General features: G+C 51.4%; 11 protein-coding genes. 3 read left to right on the forward strand and 8 right to left on the reverse strand.

The genetic code is table 11. The features are described from left to right. Positions 1-218 precede the first annotated feature (218 nt). The gene (locus HU743_RS09435; RefSeq protein WP_238351713.1) at positions 219-3,473 is read right to left on the reverse strand and encodes an SNF2-related protein; all 3,255 of its coding nucleotides are present in this window, start codon (positions 3,471-3,473) and stop codon (positions 219-221) included. A gap of 437 nt (positions 3,474-3,910) precedes the next feature. Between HU743_RS09435 and HU743_RS09440 the strand changes: the two genes are divergently transcribed. Then, a complete protein-coding gene (locus HU743_RS09440; RefSeq protein ID WP_186648261.1) occupies positions 3,911-4,327 on the forward strand; it encodes a hypothetical protein in 417 nt (138 codons plus the stop codon). 77 nt (positions 4,328-4,404) lie between these two features. Here the strand turns inward: HU743_RS09440 and HU743_RS09445 are convergent, their stop codons facing one another. Both HU743_RS09445 and HU743_RS09450 read right to left on the reverse strand, forming a co-directional pair. After that, complete coding sequence (locus HU743_RS09445) at positions 4,405-5,304, reverse strand: nucleotide-binding protein (protein WP_186648262.1); 900 nt, start codon at positions 5,302-5,304, stop codon at positions 4,405-4,407. Further along, positions 5,301-5,579 (reverse strand): hypothetical protein, encoded by a 279-nt coding sequence (locus HU743_RS09450; protein ID WP_186648263.1) that lies wholly within the window; start codon positions 5,577-5,579, stop codon positions 5,301-5,303. Before HU743_RS09450 ends, HU743_RS09445 begins: the two co-directional genes overlap by 4 nt. A gap of 246 nt (positions 5,580-5,825) precedes the next feature. Between HU743_RS09450 and HU743_RS09455 the strand changes: the two genes are divergently transcribed. After that, positions 5,826-6,095 carry a hypothetical protein gene (locus HU743_RS09455; protein ID WP_186648265.1) on the forward strand — a complete coding sequence of 90 codons (270 nt, stop codon included), beginning with the start codon at positions 5,826-5,828 and terminating at the stop codon, positions 6,093-6,095. Positions 6,096-6,352: 257 nt separating this feature from the next. Here HU743_RS09455 and HU743_RS09460 read toward each other — a convergent pair whose 3' ends face one another. From HU743_RS09460 to HU743_RS09480, 5 genes are all read right to left on the reverse strand, one after another. Next, a complete protein-coding gene (locus tag HU743_RS09460) occupies positions 6,353-7,264 on the reverse strand; it encodes a toll/interleukin-1 receptor domain-containing protein (protein WP_186648266.1) in 912 nt (303 codons plus the stop codon). 207 nt (positions 7,265-7,471) lie between these two features. Beyond that, positions 7,472-8,086 carry a His-Xaa-Ser repeat protein HxsA gene (hxsA, locus tag HU743_RS09465; protein ID WP_186648267.1) on the reverse strand — a complete coding sequence of 205 codons (615 nt, stop codon included), beginning with the start codon at positions 8,084-8,086 and terminating at the stop codon, positions 7,472-7,474. Beyond that, positions 8,073-9,311, reverse strand: coding sequence for a His-Xaa-Ser system radical SAM maturase HxsC (hxsC, locus tag HU743_RS09470; RefSeq protein WP_186648268.1), 1,239 nt, complete (start codon positions 9,309-9,311; stop codon positions 8,073-8,075). The genes hxsA and hxsC overlap by 14 nt, the downstream gene beginning before the upstream one ends. Positions 9,312-9,313: 2 nt before the next feature. Beyond that, positions 9,314-10,795, reverse strand: coding sequence for a His-Xaa-Ser system radical SAM maturase HxsB (hxsB, locus tag HU743_RS09475; RefSeq protein WP_186648269.1), 1,482 nt, complete (start codon positions 10,793-10,795; stop codon positions 9,314-9,316). Positions 10,796-10,800: 5 nt separating this feature from the next. Continuing rightward, on the reverse strand, positions 10,801-11,106 hold the full coding sequence (locus HU743_RS09480; RefSeq protein ID WP_186648270.1) for a His-Xaa-Ser system protein HxsD: 306 nt from the start codon (positions 11,104-11,106) through the stop codon (positions 10,801-10,803). Between the two features lie 355 nt (positions 11,107-11,461). Here HU743_RS09480 and HU743_RS09485 point away from each other — a divergent pair, with 355 nt between their 5' ends. Further along, on the forward strand, positions 11,462-15,496 hold the full coding sequence (locus HU743_RS09485) for a helix-turn-helix transcriptional regulator (protein WP_186648271.1): 4,035 nt from the start codon (positions 11,462-11,464) through the stop codon (positions 15,494-15,496). The last annotated feature ends 308 nt before the right edge of the window (positions 15,497-15,804 follow it).

Consider the following 15,804-nt stretch of genomic DNA (forward strand, 5'->3'; position numbering starts at 1 on the left):
CAAATCGCCAAGGGCAATCTCCGGAAAAACTTCTGATTTCGGTTTTGCTCACTCTTAGCATCGCCATAAAACACAAGCTCAGAAATAATATCCCTCTGGCAACCTTTTACTAGTCGCGTCAGAGGGGTTAGCTACTGCGGAAAGCGACATGAGCGCGCAACTGCGTTCAGAATAATCGTAATTTTACAGTTTGGATAACAGTGTCGATGCCTATTCTATCAACCGGTACTCGCCAATCCATAACCCAGAATGCACGCGACAATGCGCTCCTCCCAACGTCTTCGTAGCTCGACTCCATTCAGTTTTTTCAGCAGCACGTCTACTTCGATGGGATGACTTTTAAGGCCTGGCTCAAGGTCGCGTAGTCGCATCATCGAGGCTCGACGGCCCTTTTTTTCTAGAATTTCGGCGCTCCGGGGACGCATCAGTTCAAGCCAAAGCTCAGCCAAATGCGCCCAATCAGGTGTTAGCTCTCCTGCGACCCCCTCAAATAATTCCAGCAGTTTTTTAATTTGATTGGCCTGATCCGTTGAGGTTACCCAGTTTCGATCGCGCGCCCACATTTTCACTGCCCAATGAAATTGCTTTAGCGCTCGCTGCTTGCGTTTCGGCAAAAGTAGCTTCTCCATCTCGCATAGACAGTTCAAAAACTTTTGCAGCTCGCCCATTGCTGCTCGGGTTGGGTCGAGGGTCTGCACTTCATTCGGCAGACGATCACGCAGTTGTCTGGCGATTTCTCGCAACTCTATAACTGGTGGATCAGCCAGGTTCGGTAGCAAAATCCATCGGGGTGCACGCGCACGCTCTCCTGCTAGACAAAGAAACACCCAAGGTTTGGTCGCGCGGACGACGCTCACCCTAGACAACACCTTGCTCGTTTCATAACGATATTGCTCGTATAGAGCAGGTAAAACGAGTGCATTGGGGCCAGATACAAGCCCTCGGACTGGGGCAAATGCATCTTCGATTCCATCCCAGTACCTGGATTCCCTGGCACGCCTTTGTTCTTCTAGTTCCTCCGGCGTAATGATGCGGTCTTCTTTCTGGGTGCGCATGTCTTCCGGGAGCAACAAATTCCCCCCGATTAAACTGTCTACTTCATCTATTCGGCGGAAAAACGTCTCATCTGATCTCAAAGCAAACTCGGCGCCGTCTCTAGGCCACCGCGATTCAATTTCCGTATGGCGACTGTCCATCCGATCAATGCGTCCTACGCGTTGCTCGGCGACTCGTACAACGCTGGGCATGTCCAAGTGGACAAGCGTCGATGCACGCTGGAGGTTGACTCCTTCAGACATTGCGTCACTGCACAGGACTATCAACCGTCCCACAGATTGCCCTTCTGGATTCAGGAGAATTTGTATGTGCTCATGGCTTCGCGGGTCACCGCCAATGCCCAAAACCACCTCGAAGGTCTTTTGCTCAGGGCGAGCTTTCGTCAAAAGGTGTTCGAAGTATTTCAGCGTCAGTGGATAATGGTCGAATGCCAGAATCTGGTCATGCCTAGCGAGAAGCTGTACCAAGAGGTTGACCTTATGGGCTTCGCGATGGCCGCTCATCCTCTCAAGCTTGTCGCGAATGGCCGCATATATTGAGCATTCTTCCTGGCAGGCGCGCTCATGTTCCGAACTGTCCGAAAGCCAATAGGGCAGAGTGATCCCAAGATGATTTTCCGGGATTCTGCCGGCGAGCTTAGCAATGCGTTGCAGCATATTTCCCGTATCGTCATCCCCACCTTTAATAGAATCGCCCAATCCCATTCTGAGACACGCCGCGTGGACTCCTTCAATGTGCCGGTAAAGCGCCAGGCGTGACGATCGTAAGCTGGACATCACATGAAAAAGAGCCGAAGAGCGGGCCGCCTTTAGGCGAATGATCATGTAAACATCCGGGGTGACACCGTTCTGTCTAAAGCTTTCCGAGAGCACTAACGGCTTTTGAAAATGTGAAATCCCTTTGAGTTGAAGCGCTAGCTCGCGAATTTCTTGCGCCAACTCCCGGTCCAGTGCTGGTTCATCCAACGAGTAGCTCATAGAGATCTGGTTCGGATAACGACACACGTGGCCTCCTGGCAGCCGGTAGGCTTCAGGGTCGAGATCAACCATCGCATTGAGCTGCGATTTGGTGCGGCGCAGGGTGAAGCTGGCGATTGCTAACTGGAGTGCTTCAAGATCTTTGGCGTGAATATCTGTCAAGCCTGCACCGCCTTTGTTCAATCTCTCAAAGACAGTTAGAACTTCATCCTCGAAATTATCGGCGCCCAGAATGTCAATCAAGCGCAGTAGATCCGCGCGCGTACGATTGATAGGGGTTGCGGTAAACAGCACCACCTGGTCCGCCAGATGGTTCTTGAGGCTCCGTGTCCGCTTGGACATCTGGTTGTGAAAATTGTGAGCTTCGTCAACGGCGAGTGTTTGTGCCGACGACAATCGAGTGGCGAGGTTGGAGGTATCTTGCTTGCTCATCCTGCTTAGCAAGCCATGGGAAACGATGGTGACGTTGACCCCGCACTTGGCCGTTTCCCGATCCCAATTTTTCCTGACTAAGGGCGGGCATATCAAAAGCATTGCGCCTTTGCGGGCTTTGGCTGAAGACCAATTTCGATCATGCATCGCCCGTAGAAGGTGAGCCCCGAGGCGTGTCTTCCCAGACCCAGTTGCATCCGCAACTAGAACAGCACCAAGGGTGTCGAGGAGGTACAAGGCTTGCCCTATCCCTTGGCGCTGCGATGGCCAGAGGTTAGCAGGCTCAATTTCAATCATGGATTCCAGGTAGTGATTGGCCCATTCACTTTCAAGCAGTTCAGCACTAGCTCTGGCCAAGGCTTCTTGCCAAGTGACGAATTTCAGAAGCTGCTCCAGCAACGCCACGAATGCATTATCCGCATCCATGCCCTGACTCCAGAAGAACTCAGCGACTCGCCACCCGTCATTGAATCGGGCTCGATCACCCGATGTGAAGCGCATATTTCCTTCAAGCTGGGTATACAAACCCGGTGAAGTGAAATTGCTCGACCCCAGAGTCACGGCCCCCGCGGAACAGTAAATCTTGGCGTGTAGTCGTCTACTACCTGTGGGATAGCGGATACGGACATGCCCGGCCCGTACAAGCTCAATGCAGTGCAAAACCTGCCCACTTAACGCTAAAGAAATTCCACGTTCGAGCCAATAGGCTCGTATTTCCGCCGAAAAATCAGAGCCTTTGAGATTGAGTCGGGGGTTTTTCACCGTTACGGGCTCGGATCCAAGGATAAGGCGCATAGGGCTAAGTGCTTTTCCGCGCGCGGTGATCAATTGGATGAGCTGTTCTAAACCGCTGTATCCAGTAACGACCAACGCATCCCATTGATTGCAGAGGTCACCAAAGACCACGTCGTGAACGGTACGCGCGCCCAGATTCAAGGGCATTCTTGATTGAATGGGCAGGTCTCCATCGAATGGATTCTGCTCCTGATCGAATAATGAGCCTTGCATTGGCGCCTCGATGTCAACGTGTCTGACAACGAAGATTAGGCTGGTCGGTGAGAATCGTTGGGAACTGGCTGCATTTGGTCGAACGTTGCCTGGCGCGAAGGGACGGAGTCGACCCAGTGCTGCCGTTCAACAACGACAGCAACGGTTGACGCCGCGATGCCTCATGGAGTGTCATGTCGAGTCAGACAATCTGCTTAGAAGCGAAGCAGTGAAGTAAGCCTCTCAAGGAATTTTTGCGTGACTTACCGTGATCATCGTATCTGGATCGAGAACGCCATACTTAGATTGTTCGTAATCAAGCAAGGGTCGACCGCTAAGGCTTATATTTCCGGACTCTTTATTAGGCCAGAATACTGCGAAAGGCCTTGCGCTAGAATATTTATATATTTTTACAACCTGGGGTGCGCCTCCGATCAAATCGTAAGTATGCGAAAACGATGTCGTCCCTGAATAATATTGACTACTATTACTACCATGCAAATGGCTCAATTGCTGTAGACGCTCGAAAAGGAATGATTTCGTATTTAAAAGTAATCCCGACAATGGAGATCGTGTCTCCGGTAATATTCAAAACGTCGGATATTATCGAATATTATTTTCACGATCCAGGAATGACCACGACTAAGTATTATGGGAGAGATCTGGCTATCGCCCAAGAGACACTCACGGATAACCTTAAAGCGATCGCCGTGAGAGTTGAAGAAAGGGGGTTGCACATGAAAATCAACGATGTTCAGAATCCCAAAATTGTCATGAGCATGAAGGAAAAAGATTCTGACCACTGGACTCTTATTCTTAGAAAGCTAATTGACGGCTCCCTTGAGCCAACCAACAGTCCAATATTGATCCCCTAACGAAGTTTCAATCGACTTGCTGTGAGCGCACTGCAAGTCGAAGTGTAACCTAGGCAAGGATTACGATTGTCGAAAGGTTAGGAGAAGAGTTTGGAGGCATCGAACTCTAATCCTGCCTCTTTCATCTCAATTACTAGCCTTTTTTGCCATCCCTCGTGCGGGTCTAGCTCCGTGTACACGACGCCGAATAGGTCGGACGGTATCTCGACGTCCCCCTTTCGAAGTAGGCACACCCGGCCACGCCCCAGTTTGCCGGCAAAATATCCAAGCTCGAAGATAACGTTTTGCCGTGCACGGGCCGATGGCGCATCTATTTTTACTGCGCTGCCCATGTCGTCTGGCGTCAGCAAAACAACCGCATAACCCACGTCCGATGATCGTTCAAATTTCTCGATGATCGTCTGACCGCGATCAGGCTGCTCTTGAAGTACGATTGACTCTAGCCCTAATCGGTCGAGAAACCGCGCAAGCATGTGCTTAGCGCCATCGTCGTGACCATGGACGATGAAAACTTTATTGGACGAAATAGGTGATTTGGTCAGTGAAGCTTTGCTGAGTTTGACGTGAGCCTTGTAATCTCTTGCAAACGGAACAACCACTTGTGTCACGAAAGCATGGAGGCCAGAGATTAATTTCTTGCTGCCGTTACTAAAGTAATGATGAGCAAAATTCAACGTGTAATCTGGATCTTCAGCGAGCTTCTCAAATAACAGTATCGTCAATCCTAGCTTGAGTTTGTCATCATCGGGCCAGGCGAGCCGGTAACTCCCAGCGAAGCTTCCGCCAGTGCCTTCGCTTTCCTCCAAGAAGGCGTTCAGGTCGGCACCTCTTTTGAGAGCGGTGTTGATAGGTTCAAGGTCCTCACTGGACAACAGCCGTACGAGTTTTTTCAGTGGTGCTTCGTACGTTTGGAGCTGGGATAGCTGTAGGTCCAATACGCAGTTGTTGATCTGCGTGAAAATATCAGATGAACTCATTCTTCATCTCCTGCCAGACGTTTCTCTGCCGCCTTCTCAATTATCTGAGTGCGATAATTTTCTTTCATTTCTTCGATCATAGAGCCGACGATGGGGTTTGAGGCGTACTGGCCCACGCGCTGGTCAATGGTGTCTCTGACTTTTTGTATCGCTTGTTCGATGCTTGCAGGATCGAATGGATCGTAGTTGACCGTGCACAGATTGCCGTCTAACTCCCGAAATGCTGCCTCTGCCTGCTTCAAGTCGCGTTGCAGCTTATCCAGCCCTTTGATCATGACGCTCTCCATATCCGTAATGATGGCATTTTGGCGAAGGTTGATCGTCCCACATCGTAAGCGTCCGCGGAACAAGCCGCCCTCAGATTTGGCTGGTTGTGGAACCAGAAGCGTGCTCGAAAGCCAAATTCGGTCCGTGTCATCGAAGGCTGCCCACTCGCTAATCGCACCTGGGCTATGCTGAAAATGGCGCAGCGTGAAGCACCCGTTGTGAGCCGTTGGTAATCCACGTGGAGGGTGGTTGGTATGAAGAACCCTAGCGATTATGAAGCCGGCTGGACTACACGAATAATTAATCCGAAAACGGGAAAGCCGTGCTCCGGTGGCGCAGCGCGGAATTTGCACCTAGCCGAGAAGGGCGGCGCCGAAGCAGTTTTCAACGCAGGTGGCATTGCGGTTTTGAACCAGGTGACTCCTCTGCTTGAGCGGATGCAGGCTCAGTTGGATATCGCTCAGCAACTCAACGTGCAGATGTTGAGAGAGCTTCAGAAGGCACAGGACCGGAACAAGGTTTGAGTTGTGGTGATGCTCAGAGAGCCCGCGCATGCGGGCTTTTTAATTACTGGTGCTCTGCCCTAATTACCGTAGCCGGCCTTGCCGGAATCCAGTCAGGGAGAGGCGCCGGTCGGAGGGGTTTGTTTCGAGACTTTTCGGCCATGCTTGTCCGAATACCTTTGAGCAGGGTGCTGGATCGAAGGTGAGCGGTCGCATACGATCCAGCACGTGAGAAGACTTCTGATCTCAAAGAGTCAAGGATGGCGAAGCTCCGCAGTTTAAGTGTCGACGTGAGCAAAGCACGAATCAGCGATTTTCTTTAAATCATCGCGTGTCATTCTTTTCCTAGCCGCGACTTCTGCTTGGAGCCATTCTCTCCTTTGCAGCATTTGCGTGGTCATCATGTATATCTTATCGCCGGCCCACATTTCCTTGAGTTCTTTTTCATACAAGTCTTCATAAGTCCCGCTTATGCTAATTTGAAGCACATCTCCCAAATTTATGCCAGCACCAGCCAACGTATCTCGTAGGGAAAGTCCCTCGCCGTTCAAGCGAAGGCCATAGGAAAAGCTCCATTTCATTCCGAGTGTAGGATTTTCTTGATTCCAAGGCAGTGAAAGCGTCTCAGTGAGATAGTCAATGGTCTGATCTACTGTCCATGTCAGAGAGCAGCTCATCCGAAGAAACTTATCGAACCGAGTGGAATGCACATAAACAAATTCAGCATCCGACATTTCGATGTCTGGCCAAGCTAAGACAGTATCTTTGCCAGCTATTACGCACGCTGCTTTGTCTTTCTCCCAAAGAGACAGCAGCTCATTTAAAGCTTCGTCATACCCGTTTCGGAAGTCAGCGTATTTTCTATGAGCCAAAAGGGGAGGGATTGAGCAGTCTTCCAACAGGATTGGAAGTAGGAAAATTCCGTCGTTCGCGACCTGTTTCATAAGACCAGCGTTCAGTTCTTCGATTACCCACTTGGAATTGATAGCGGCCGGGGACAGAACGATGGCGAAGTACTGAGCGTCAGCGATCCCTTCATTAATTTTTCCTGGGACGCTTTCACCTATTTTCAGGTCGAATTTGTCATACCATACAGGAATTGAGTGCTTTTCAAGATCACTAGCTAAGCGATCAACAAACGGTTTGTCTTTACTGGCATGAGACAAAAATACCTTTCCGACCTTCGTCATATTGTGTGTTCAATCCTGTGATGGTGAATGAAAGCAGGTGAGAGCGGAGAGCTTTAAATTTTGGTTTTCCCGCGGGAATGCGGGTGTCTATTGACCGCTGGGTAATGGATGCGGACTCAGCTTCGGGGATTTCAGCGATTGACGTTTTCCCGCTCAGAGAAAGCCGCGAAATAAACGTTGAAATTTATATCTCTTAGCCGAGTACCGTCATGGGATCGCAATTCCCAAGGCGTTCAGCGTTGGTGTATCCATCTTGCCGCTGCTGATGATTCCAGAGTCCACCTGGAAAGCCATCAATGAACCCCTGGTGCTGTTGCCCAGGACTCCGTCAATTGGCCCGGAATAATACTGTTTGACCATCAAGGCCAATTGAACGCGGCGGACAAGCATCGATAGATCATTGGCTGCTGGTTTTGTAGCTGTAGCGCTGTAGGCGCTGGATTTTGTAGTCGACCCAGTCCCAGATGGAACTGTTGCGGTGCTCGGGGTTGCTGAACGATAACTGCTCCCCGTGCTTGCTGGAGGTGTGTAGTAGTTCGTACTTGGAGCAGTGTAGGCCCGCGGCGCGCTGTAGCCACTGGAGCCGCTGTAGTGGGAGCTGTGCGAGCTATGCGAGCTGTGAGAACGATGGGCTGCGTAGACGTTAATCGCGTCTTTCGCGTTTAGCGTGTTCTTGAATGCAGGCGGAGCACTGTTCGGATTCGGCAGCCAATCAGCTGAGGCCAGCTGCGCCTGATGGGCGTCAGCCATTGGACTGCCGATCATGGGGATTATGGCGATGGATTGGCCGATGAACAGCTTCCAGCGATCAGACAGTTTCATGAGGTGCTCCTTGCATTTCTTTCAGGTCGTCAAGGGAGAGCGGGTGGATAGTACGGCTCTGCCATTTCGTTGAATGAGATTTGAAAAAACCTGCACAAGCGTGCGCAGCCACGCAGGTCTGGCAGGCATCGATGAACAGATTCTTCCAGTCCGAAATGCTCTGCCGATAGAAGCGTCCCAACACCGGATCCAGCACGCAAAGCGGTAGGTTATAAATCGAAACTGCGATACCGCGGATATCGAGGAAAAATGCGGCTTTATTAAGCTCTATCTGGTAGTCAGCTGGGTCGATCCATAGCTGGTCGTAATTCTTCTTAGCGAGCCCCGTATTTTCGATTCCCATCAGCGCAACGTGGTGCACAAATGGCAGGTTTCGAAAAACGAAATGAGCCCATTCTGGAAGTCGGTCAGTGGTTAATTTGCTGAGCACCATGCGAATTTCTATTTTCTGTCCGGCTCGCTGAAGGTTGTAGATGCCCGCTATTGTTTCGCTGAATGCTCCTGCGGCTTGGACAACATTGTCATGGTCCGCAGCGTTATCCGCGTACAGAGGAATGCCCCAAGTGAGATTAGGATGATTCACTCGTTGGAGGTCGCCGATCCAGGTGGGATCACTCAGTAGCCGGCCGTTGCTGAGTATGTGTATGGATTTTTCTGGTAAGACTCTTTTTGCGTGCTCGATGATTGCAAGCAGGCCGTCTCTGTAAAGCGTGGGCTCTCCACCGCTAATACCCAGTTGTTCAGTGCTTTGGTCAACCAGGTCGATTAGCTTCAGATTTTCGTCGATGTGCCAACGGTCATTGACATCCTTGGGTGGCTGAGAGCACATCAAGCACAAGCTATTGCACCGATCCGTCATGAACAGAAGGTTGCTATTGGCACCGCGACGATAAAGGACGCGCACGACATTCGAACCAGGACTTACGATAATGACGTCGCCCGGTTGCACCACTAGCGGATCCTTTGGATTCGTCAGCTGGACTGCGCTGATGTGGTTAAATTCGTGCGAGTTACGCGGTAGTAGAAAACCTCCGACCGGCACTGAGAGCCACTGCCCCAGGTTGCCGGTGGACGATTCGTCCAACCACAACATCAGGTCATCAAAAGATGCTTCTCCAGCGCAACTGGCGGTACCTTTGGAGACAAACTCTTCGGGCGTAATGACCTTGAACAATTTGGGGGTTGCGACGTTTTGGATTTCAAACTGAGTGTCTAGACGTAGCATGGTCAGCCCCTGTAGCCGGCAGAGGGAAGGTCGCTCAATGAGCGGCGTGCTAGCCATGACATCAGAATCTTTTGCGTCTCGTTGTCACCATCACGCAGCAAGCGGAATAGATGAGTGAGCAGTGCGGTATTTTTCTCACAGAAACTGCTGAACGAGCGGTGACCGATTGGATCGCCTTGGCGAGCGAAATGCTCGATCGGATCAGCTCCGCAATAGGGGACCAGTGCGCAATCGGAGCATCCAGGTAATGCTTCCGCCACGCCCGCGGATAGCAACATCTCGATCACTGGAGATTGGAGCAGCTCCTTCAGAGGCTGCCTTACGCTGCCGAGCTTGAATCCGTCTTCCCCCATTTCGAGAAACATGCGGGATTCGTCCGAAGGGTAAACATCACCGTCGTAGTTGTAGAGGAGAGTCCCTAGCCCAGCGCCAAGGGGCGAACGCAGGTCAACATAGCCAGATGCAAACGGGGTAAGAATGTTGTTCAGGAGGAGCGATGAATAGCCCTCTGAAATGAACGTCCCTTGACCATTCAGCGTCATCAGATAAGACAAAGCTTCCATGTAGAAATCGATGAACTCGGACATCGAATAGTCCAGACGTTTCGCGGATGTCTTGGCGAATCCGTACGGGCTTAGGGGGCGCAGAGAGATGCTATTGAACCCGAGAGCAACATATTCATCGATGATTGCCTTCGCGTGATCCAAGCTTTTCGAGGTGATTGTCGTTAACGCCGATACTGCATCGTGACCGAGCCTTGTTCGCACACGCTCTATTCCTTCGACCGTTCGTTCATATGAGTCTTTCGTAGGAGTCGGTCGATTGGCGTTGTGTAGAAAAGCGGGGCCGTCGAGGGATGTCGAAAACTGGATTTTGTGTCGTTGCGCGAAATCCAGGACGTCCTCATTCAGGTGGTGAAGCGTCGTTGTGATCACATACTGGATGCTTCGCTGTTCAGCGACATTCCGGGCTTCCACCAGATCGACAATTTGACGGACGCGATCAAACGCCAATAGGGGCTCACCACCTTGAAATTCTACTGTGATTACGGGGGAGGGTGATTCGAATAATCGCTCGACCGCCAGCTCTGCATGCTCTGCTGACATGTCATGCCCGGAGCCTCCCAGCGGGGCTCGTGAAACTTGGCAATACTGGCACGTGTGGTTACAGCGCAGCGTGACAACAAATATGTGTAGCGCCGGCCCATCAAGCACGAAGCTTTTACGACTGCGGTATTGAGCCGCCATCTCAGCAATAGGGTTGTGTCCGTCCGGCTCGAAGATAATGTGGCGGGCAAGGAGGTCTTTGTAGTGAGCGGAGCCTGAGTTCACGTTCTTGTGAACAAGGTCCTTTAGCTGCTTTTCAGAGACGAAAAGGTATTCGCCAGTTTCGGCGGTCAGCAGAATACTTTCGGTGTCATTGTCGTCGAAGCGAGCAAATCGAAACGGCAGCAATCGATAGCTTGAGTCTTTGGCGATCAACATTGCGCTTACACTCCAGTACCGCGCAGCGCCGCAGCCGCGAGTAGCTCTCGCAATCCTGATGTTTCGTGTTCGATTTGGGCACGCAATGCAAAGTCGTTGAGGTTGCGTAAAATCAGTTCGCGAGCCTGCTGCTCGGATGCAATCGTTCCAACACCGCCGACGAGAAGGGTAGGAGTGGCGTCAAGGTGGATCAGATTTTCTGTCCGCCTGATTTGTATCAGTAACAAGTGAGCGAGTGCGTAAGCGGTTCTTTGCACAACGCTTAGCGGATAAATCACGCTGTCGACGGAAACCGTGACTTCCCAGCTCATGTCTTGAATCCATTCATAAGAGATGGCTGGATGATGACCATTTGAGCGGCGTAATGCCACTACTTGTAACGAAATATATGTAGGGCGTCAGATTTGCGTAATCCCTGCCAAGCGAGGGCTAGCGCCGAAGGTGAATGCGACACATGAGATTGCGGAATAGTAATTCATGCTTGTCATAGCGCCGGGGCTTTGGACTCAGCAATTCGCCAACAGTAATAGATAGCTTACGCGTACCCATCGTCGCTCATGCGAAACGGCAATCATGCGAACCTAAATAAATTTCACCCCTCAGGTAATTTGACAGATTTCATATGAGGTCATATAAATAATATGACCTCATTGGAGATTTGCGATCATGACCGATTCCGCGATGCTTTCCGCCAAACAAGTACGAGCTGGCCGCGCGCTTCTTGCATGGTCTCAACAGGATTTGGCGAAGAAAGCCGGAATCGCAGCGTCGACGTTGGCAGATTTCGAAAGGGGGCAGCGCACACCTGTGCCAAACAATGCTCAAGCGATCAAGGCAGCATTGGAAAACGCAGGCATTACATTCCCTGCGGGCGGGGCGGTAGCTGGAGTGCTCTTGCCAGTGCTCGGCGCGACGACCAAGTCGGGAAGTCCAATCCGTTGGACTACTCAGCTTGACATCTCTCACTGGGCCGAGCGCCGAGATGGCCAAAGTGGACTTCCGGTTCTTTTGTCCAAGCTGATCAGAGCATCCGGATGCTCAAGCGTGCATTTTCCATCTGATGAGGCAGTGCAGCACCCCGGTTGGGATGGGGAGTCGAATGCAAATGAGCAAACACAGTATGTTCCTTTAGGAGTGAGCGGCTGGGAAATTGGCACCCAGCGAGACAAAATTGCTGGCAAGGCGAACGAAGATTACGTAAAGCGCACCGACGATCCAGGGCACCTAATACAAAGCAAATCCACATTCGTTTTTGTGACGCCGAGGCCGTGGGCAAATAAAGAAAAATGGGCTGCGGAAAAACGTGCCGAGGGCGTATGGGCTGACGTACGTGCATATGACGGGAGTGACTTGGTTCACTGGATCGAGACGTACCCAGCGGTGGGTCAATGGCTAGCGAGCTACATTAACAAACGTCCAGCCGGAACACTCCAGCTAGAAGAAGTATGGCAAGAATGGTCGCTTGCCACGCAGTGGCCGCTTAGCACAGATCTCATTTTGAGTGATCGTGACGAAAGCTCTGTGGCGATTCTAAACTGGCTTCGATCTTCGTCCTCTCATATAGACTTCCAAGGTGATACAGCGGAGGAAGTATGCGCTCTATTATTCGCGACCATCAGTCAGCTACCCGAGCATGTGTCTGAGCACTATCTTGCTCGCTGCTTGGTAGCAACGGCAGCTGAACAGGCGCGAATGCTCGCGGACAGCATCAGTCCCATGATCATAGTGCTCATAGATCCGCAGCCTGGCCTTGCTCAAGCAATCACCCGTAAGGGACATCACGTCTTGTGCGCCTATGGATCAAGTTCACCGATACAAAATGCAAAAAAACTCCAGCGACCTTCGCGAGAGGGCATCCGAGCAGCTCTATTGAATATGGGTATCCCAGAGAAGGATGCTGAGCGATATGCACGCGATTCCTCAAGAAGCTTAGCGATTTTGCGCAGACTTATGGCTGGCGAGACTGGCAGCGTTCCGTCCTGGGCACGAACTCCCCCCCCTCGGGCACTCATAGCTGCATTGCTGGCTGGAGGATGGGATGAAGGGTCGGAAACCGATAAAAACGTGTTTGCTCGACTTGGTGGAGCGCCCTACGACGAACTCATTGCAGACATACCTCGATACGCTGGCGAACTTGATAGTCCGCTGCGTAGAGTTGGCACTGCATGGAAAATCGCTTCGCCTCAAGATACTTGGCTATTGCTTGCCAATCACGTTTCCGGTAGCGATTTAGCAAACTTTGAAGCGGTGGCGGTAGACGTTCTGAGTTCCGCTGATCCCAGATATGCCATGAAACCGGAGGAGCGCTGGCTAGCACCCGTTAAGCAAATCAAGGCGGAATATTCTGACGTTCTACGCCGGGGGCTAGGTGAAACATTAATCATGCTGGCGTTGTTTGGAGATCGTGCCCATGCGGATCCAATCGCGGGTAATCGCGCTGCGCGCATCGTTCAGGAAGTGTTGCACGGAGCTGACGGTCAACGCTGGTGGTCACTGAACACGGAATTTCAACTCCTCGCCGAGGCAGCGCCGCATCAATTTCTCCAAGAGGTTGAACAAAGTCTGGAAGACGATGCGCCAGCAATTTATGCGCTCTTCGGTGGTGATGGAGGAGGCATTCTCGATACTGAGCATTTATCAGACCTTTTATGGGCATTGGAGGCGTTAGCTTGGTCGCCAGACTACATAGCTCGAGTTGCCAACATCCTCGCAAAACTAGACTCGGCCGATCCGGGAGGTCGATACAGCAATCGCCCAGGAAACAGTCTTCGCGACATCTTTTTGCTCTGGCAACCTCAAACGTACACACCAATAGCGCTACGCTTAAAAGTTCTAGACCGTTTGCGAAAAAAACTTCCTGATGAAGCTTGGAATCTCATGAAATCGATTCTTCCAAGCGGACACGATTCGGTCAGCCCTTCAGGTAGCACGAGATGGCGGGACTTCAATACGACTGCCGAAGAGATTGTTACGTACCCCCTCATTCGTCAGGGCGCTCGTGAAATCACGCGCAGGCTACTTGAGGATGTCGGTTCAAGCGTGATGCGCTGGGAACAGTTGCTAGACCGCCTAACAGACATTCCCCTTGAGGATATGGATAGCTTGCTCGCTCAGCTGCGCGAGAGTGAGAAAGTGATCACAGAAGACATTGACCGAACAGCACTGTGGAACCATCTTCGGAAGGTAATGAATCACCATAGAGAGTTTCCCGAAGCTGAGTGGTCTTTAGATGAGGACAAAATTTTAGAATTGGAGAAGGTATACACCCTGCTAACTCCCCATGATCCGATCCAACGAATCAGCTGGTTGTTCAACTACGGGGTAACTCTTGCTCGGCCGATGTCCGACTGGGAGAAGAATGAGCAGTTAGTCACCGAAACTCGAACCAAGGAATCTGTACAGCTGTTAATGGAGCACGGTGTCGATGCGGTGTTTGAATTGGCGCACCGCGTGACTGATGCTAGGGCTGTCGGATGGGCAATCATCTACGGAAACGTAGCGCAGGATGTTCTCGCCGTGATCGTTGAAAGAGGTTTGCGCAGCGAGGACGTCAAGCATCAGCAAATGGCGCAAGGCGCTATTGGCGCTAGGACGAATCTCCAAGACGCTTGGTTTGAATCTTTAGTCAAAAGTGCCGTTCAGAACGGCTGGGGTCATGAGTCAGTGATGCTGATTTTCCAATCGCTGCGTCCCGCCAGATGGATTTGGGCACTTGCCGCCGATACCGGTGAAGATGTTGACCGCGATTACTGGCGAACGGTGCAGGTCAACGGAATAGAGTCATCGGCAGATGAGGTTGAGTTCGTTGTTTCCAAGCTAATAAGCACAGGACGTGTGCATGACGCCATTCACTTCATAGGGGCAAAAAATCGTCTTTTTGAGTTGTCCACCGCGGACCTGATCCACGTGCTGCGGGAAGCAGCTATCCAGCCATATCCTGTAAATGCTGATCGCAACGCTGGGGTAATGTTTCAATACTACCTGGAGCAAATACTTAGACATTTAGATGCTGCGACAGATGTCGCCGAAAGTGATCTGCTTGCTCTTGAAGTGGCTTATTTACCTATTCTTGAGCATTCGAAGAGGCCTCCAAAAATAATTCCAAAAGCAATGGCTGAGAATCCAGAACTCTTTGTGCACATAATCTGCGCCATATTTAGGCCCTCTCCGGAGAGCGGCATTATCGAAGAAGTGGCGGGTGATCCGGATCGAGTACGCCATGCTGCTACGCAGGCCTTTAATATCCTGAGGATCTGGGATGTGATCCCGGGCACGGGGCCTGATGGGAAAATCTCCCAAAATGCGCTCGACAAATGGGTAAAGACTGCTCGCAAATTGGCCAAAGACAAAGGACGCGGACTGATCGCCGATCAAAAAATTGGTGAAGTGCTGGCGCATTCACCTATCGGTGAAGACGGAATATGGCCTGTCCTAGAGGTGCGGGAGCTAATCGAAGCATTACGTAGCGAGCACATTGAAATAGGGTTCGCTATAGGGCATAGAAATCACCGGGGCGTCACAACCCGATTAGTCAGGGAGGGGGGCAGCCAAGAGCGTGAGCACGCTGCTAGGTTCAAAGCATACGCCGCGGCAACCGCTTTCGAATGGCACAGGACCTCTGCCATTTTAAATGTCATCGCTGCTGACTATGAGACAGAAGCCAAGATGCATGACGACAGTGTTGATAAGCTGGATTGGTGAAAACTTTCAGCTAAGGCAGACTACTATGGAGTGGTTTATATCGAGCTAGATAATGGCGGTGCTTGGCGCTACTCGCTCGCGAAGGAGCTGAAGGGGGCCGGACTTGAGGTCGATCTCAATAGACTCTGAGCCAACCGCCCACTCCGTTCGAGACTGGTTAGCTCTATCAAAGAAGGAGTGTCACGGAAGAAAACGTTGCGGCCCTACGTAATTGCTGCTGGTTTTGTAGACACCTCCAACGACCGCTCTTGGCCCAGAGTGTGTAAAAACGTTTCGCCAAAATTGCAGTGTGCGCGTCTACGTTAAAT

Source organism: Pseudomonas sp. SWRI99, from assembly GCF_014270125.1.
GTDB lineage: Bacteria > Pseudomonadota > Gammaproteobacteria > Pseudomonadales > Pseudomonadaceae > Aquipseudomonas > Aquipseudomonas hamedanensis.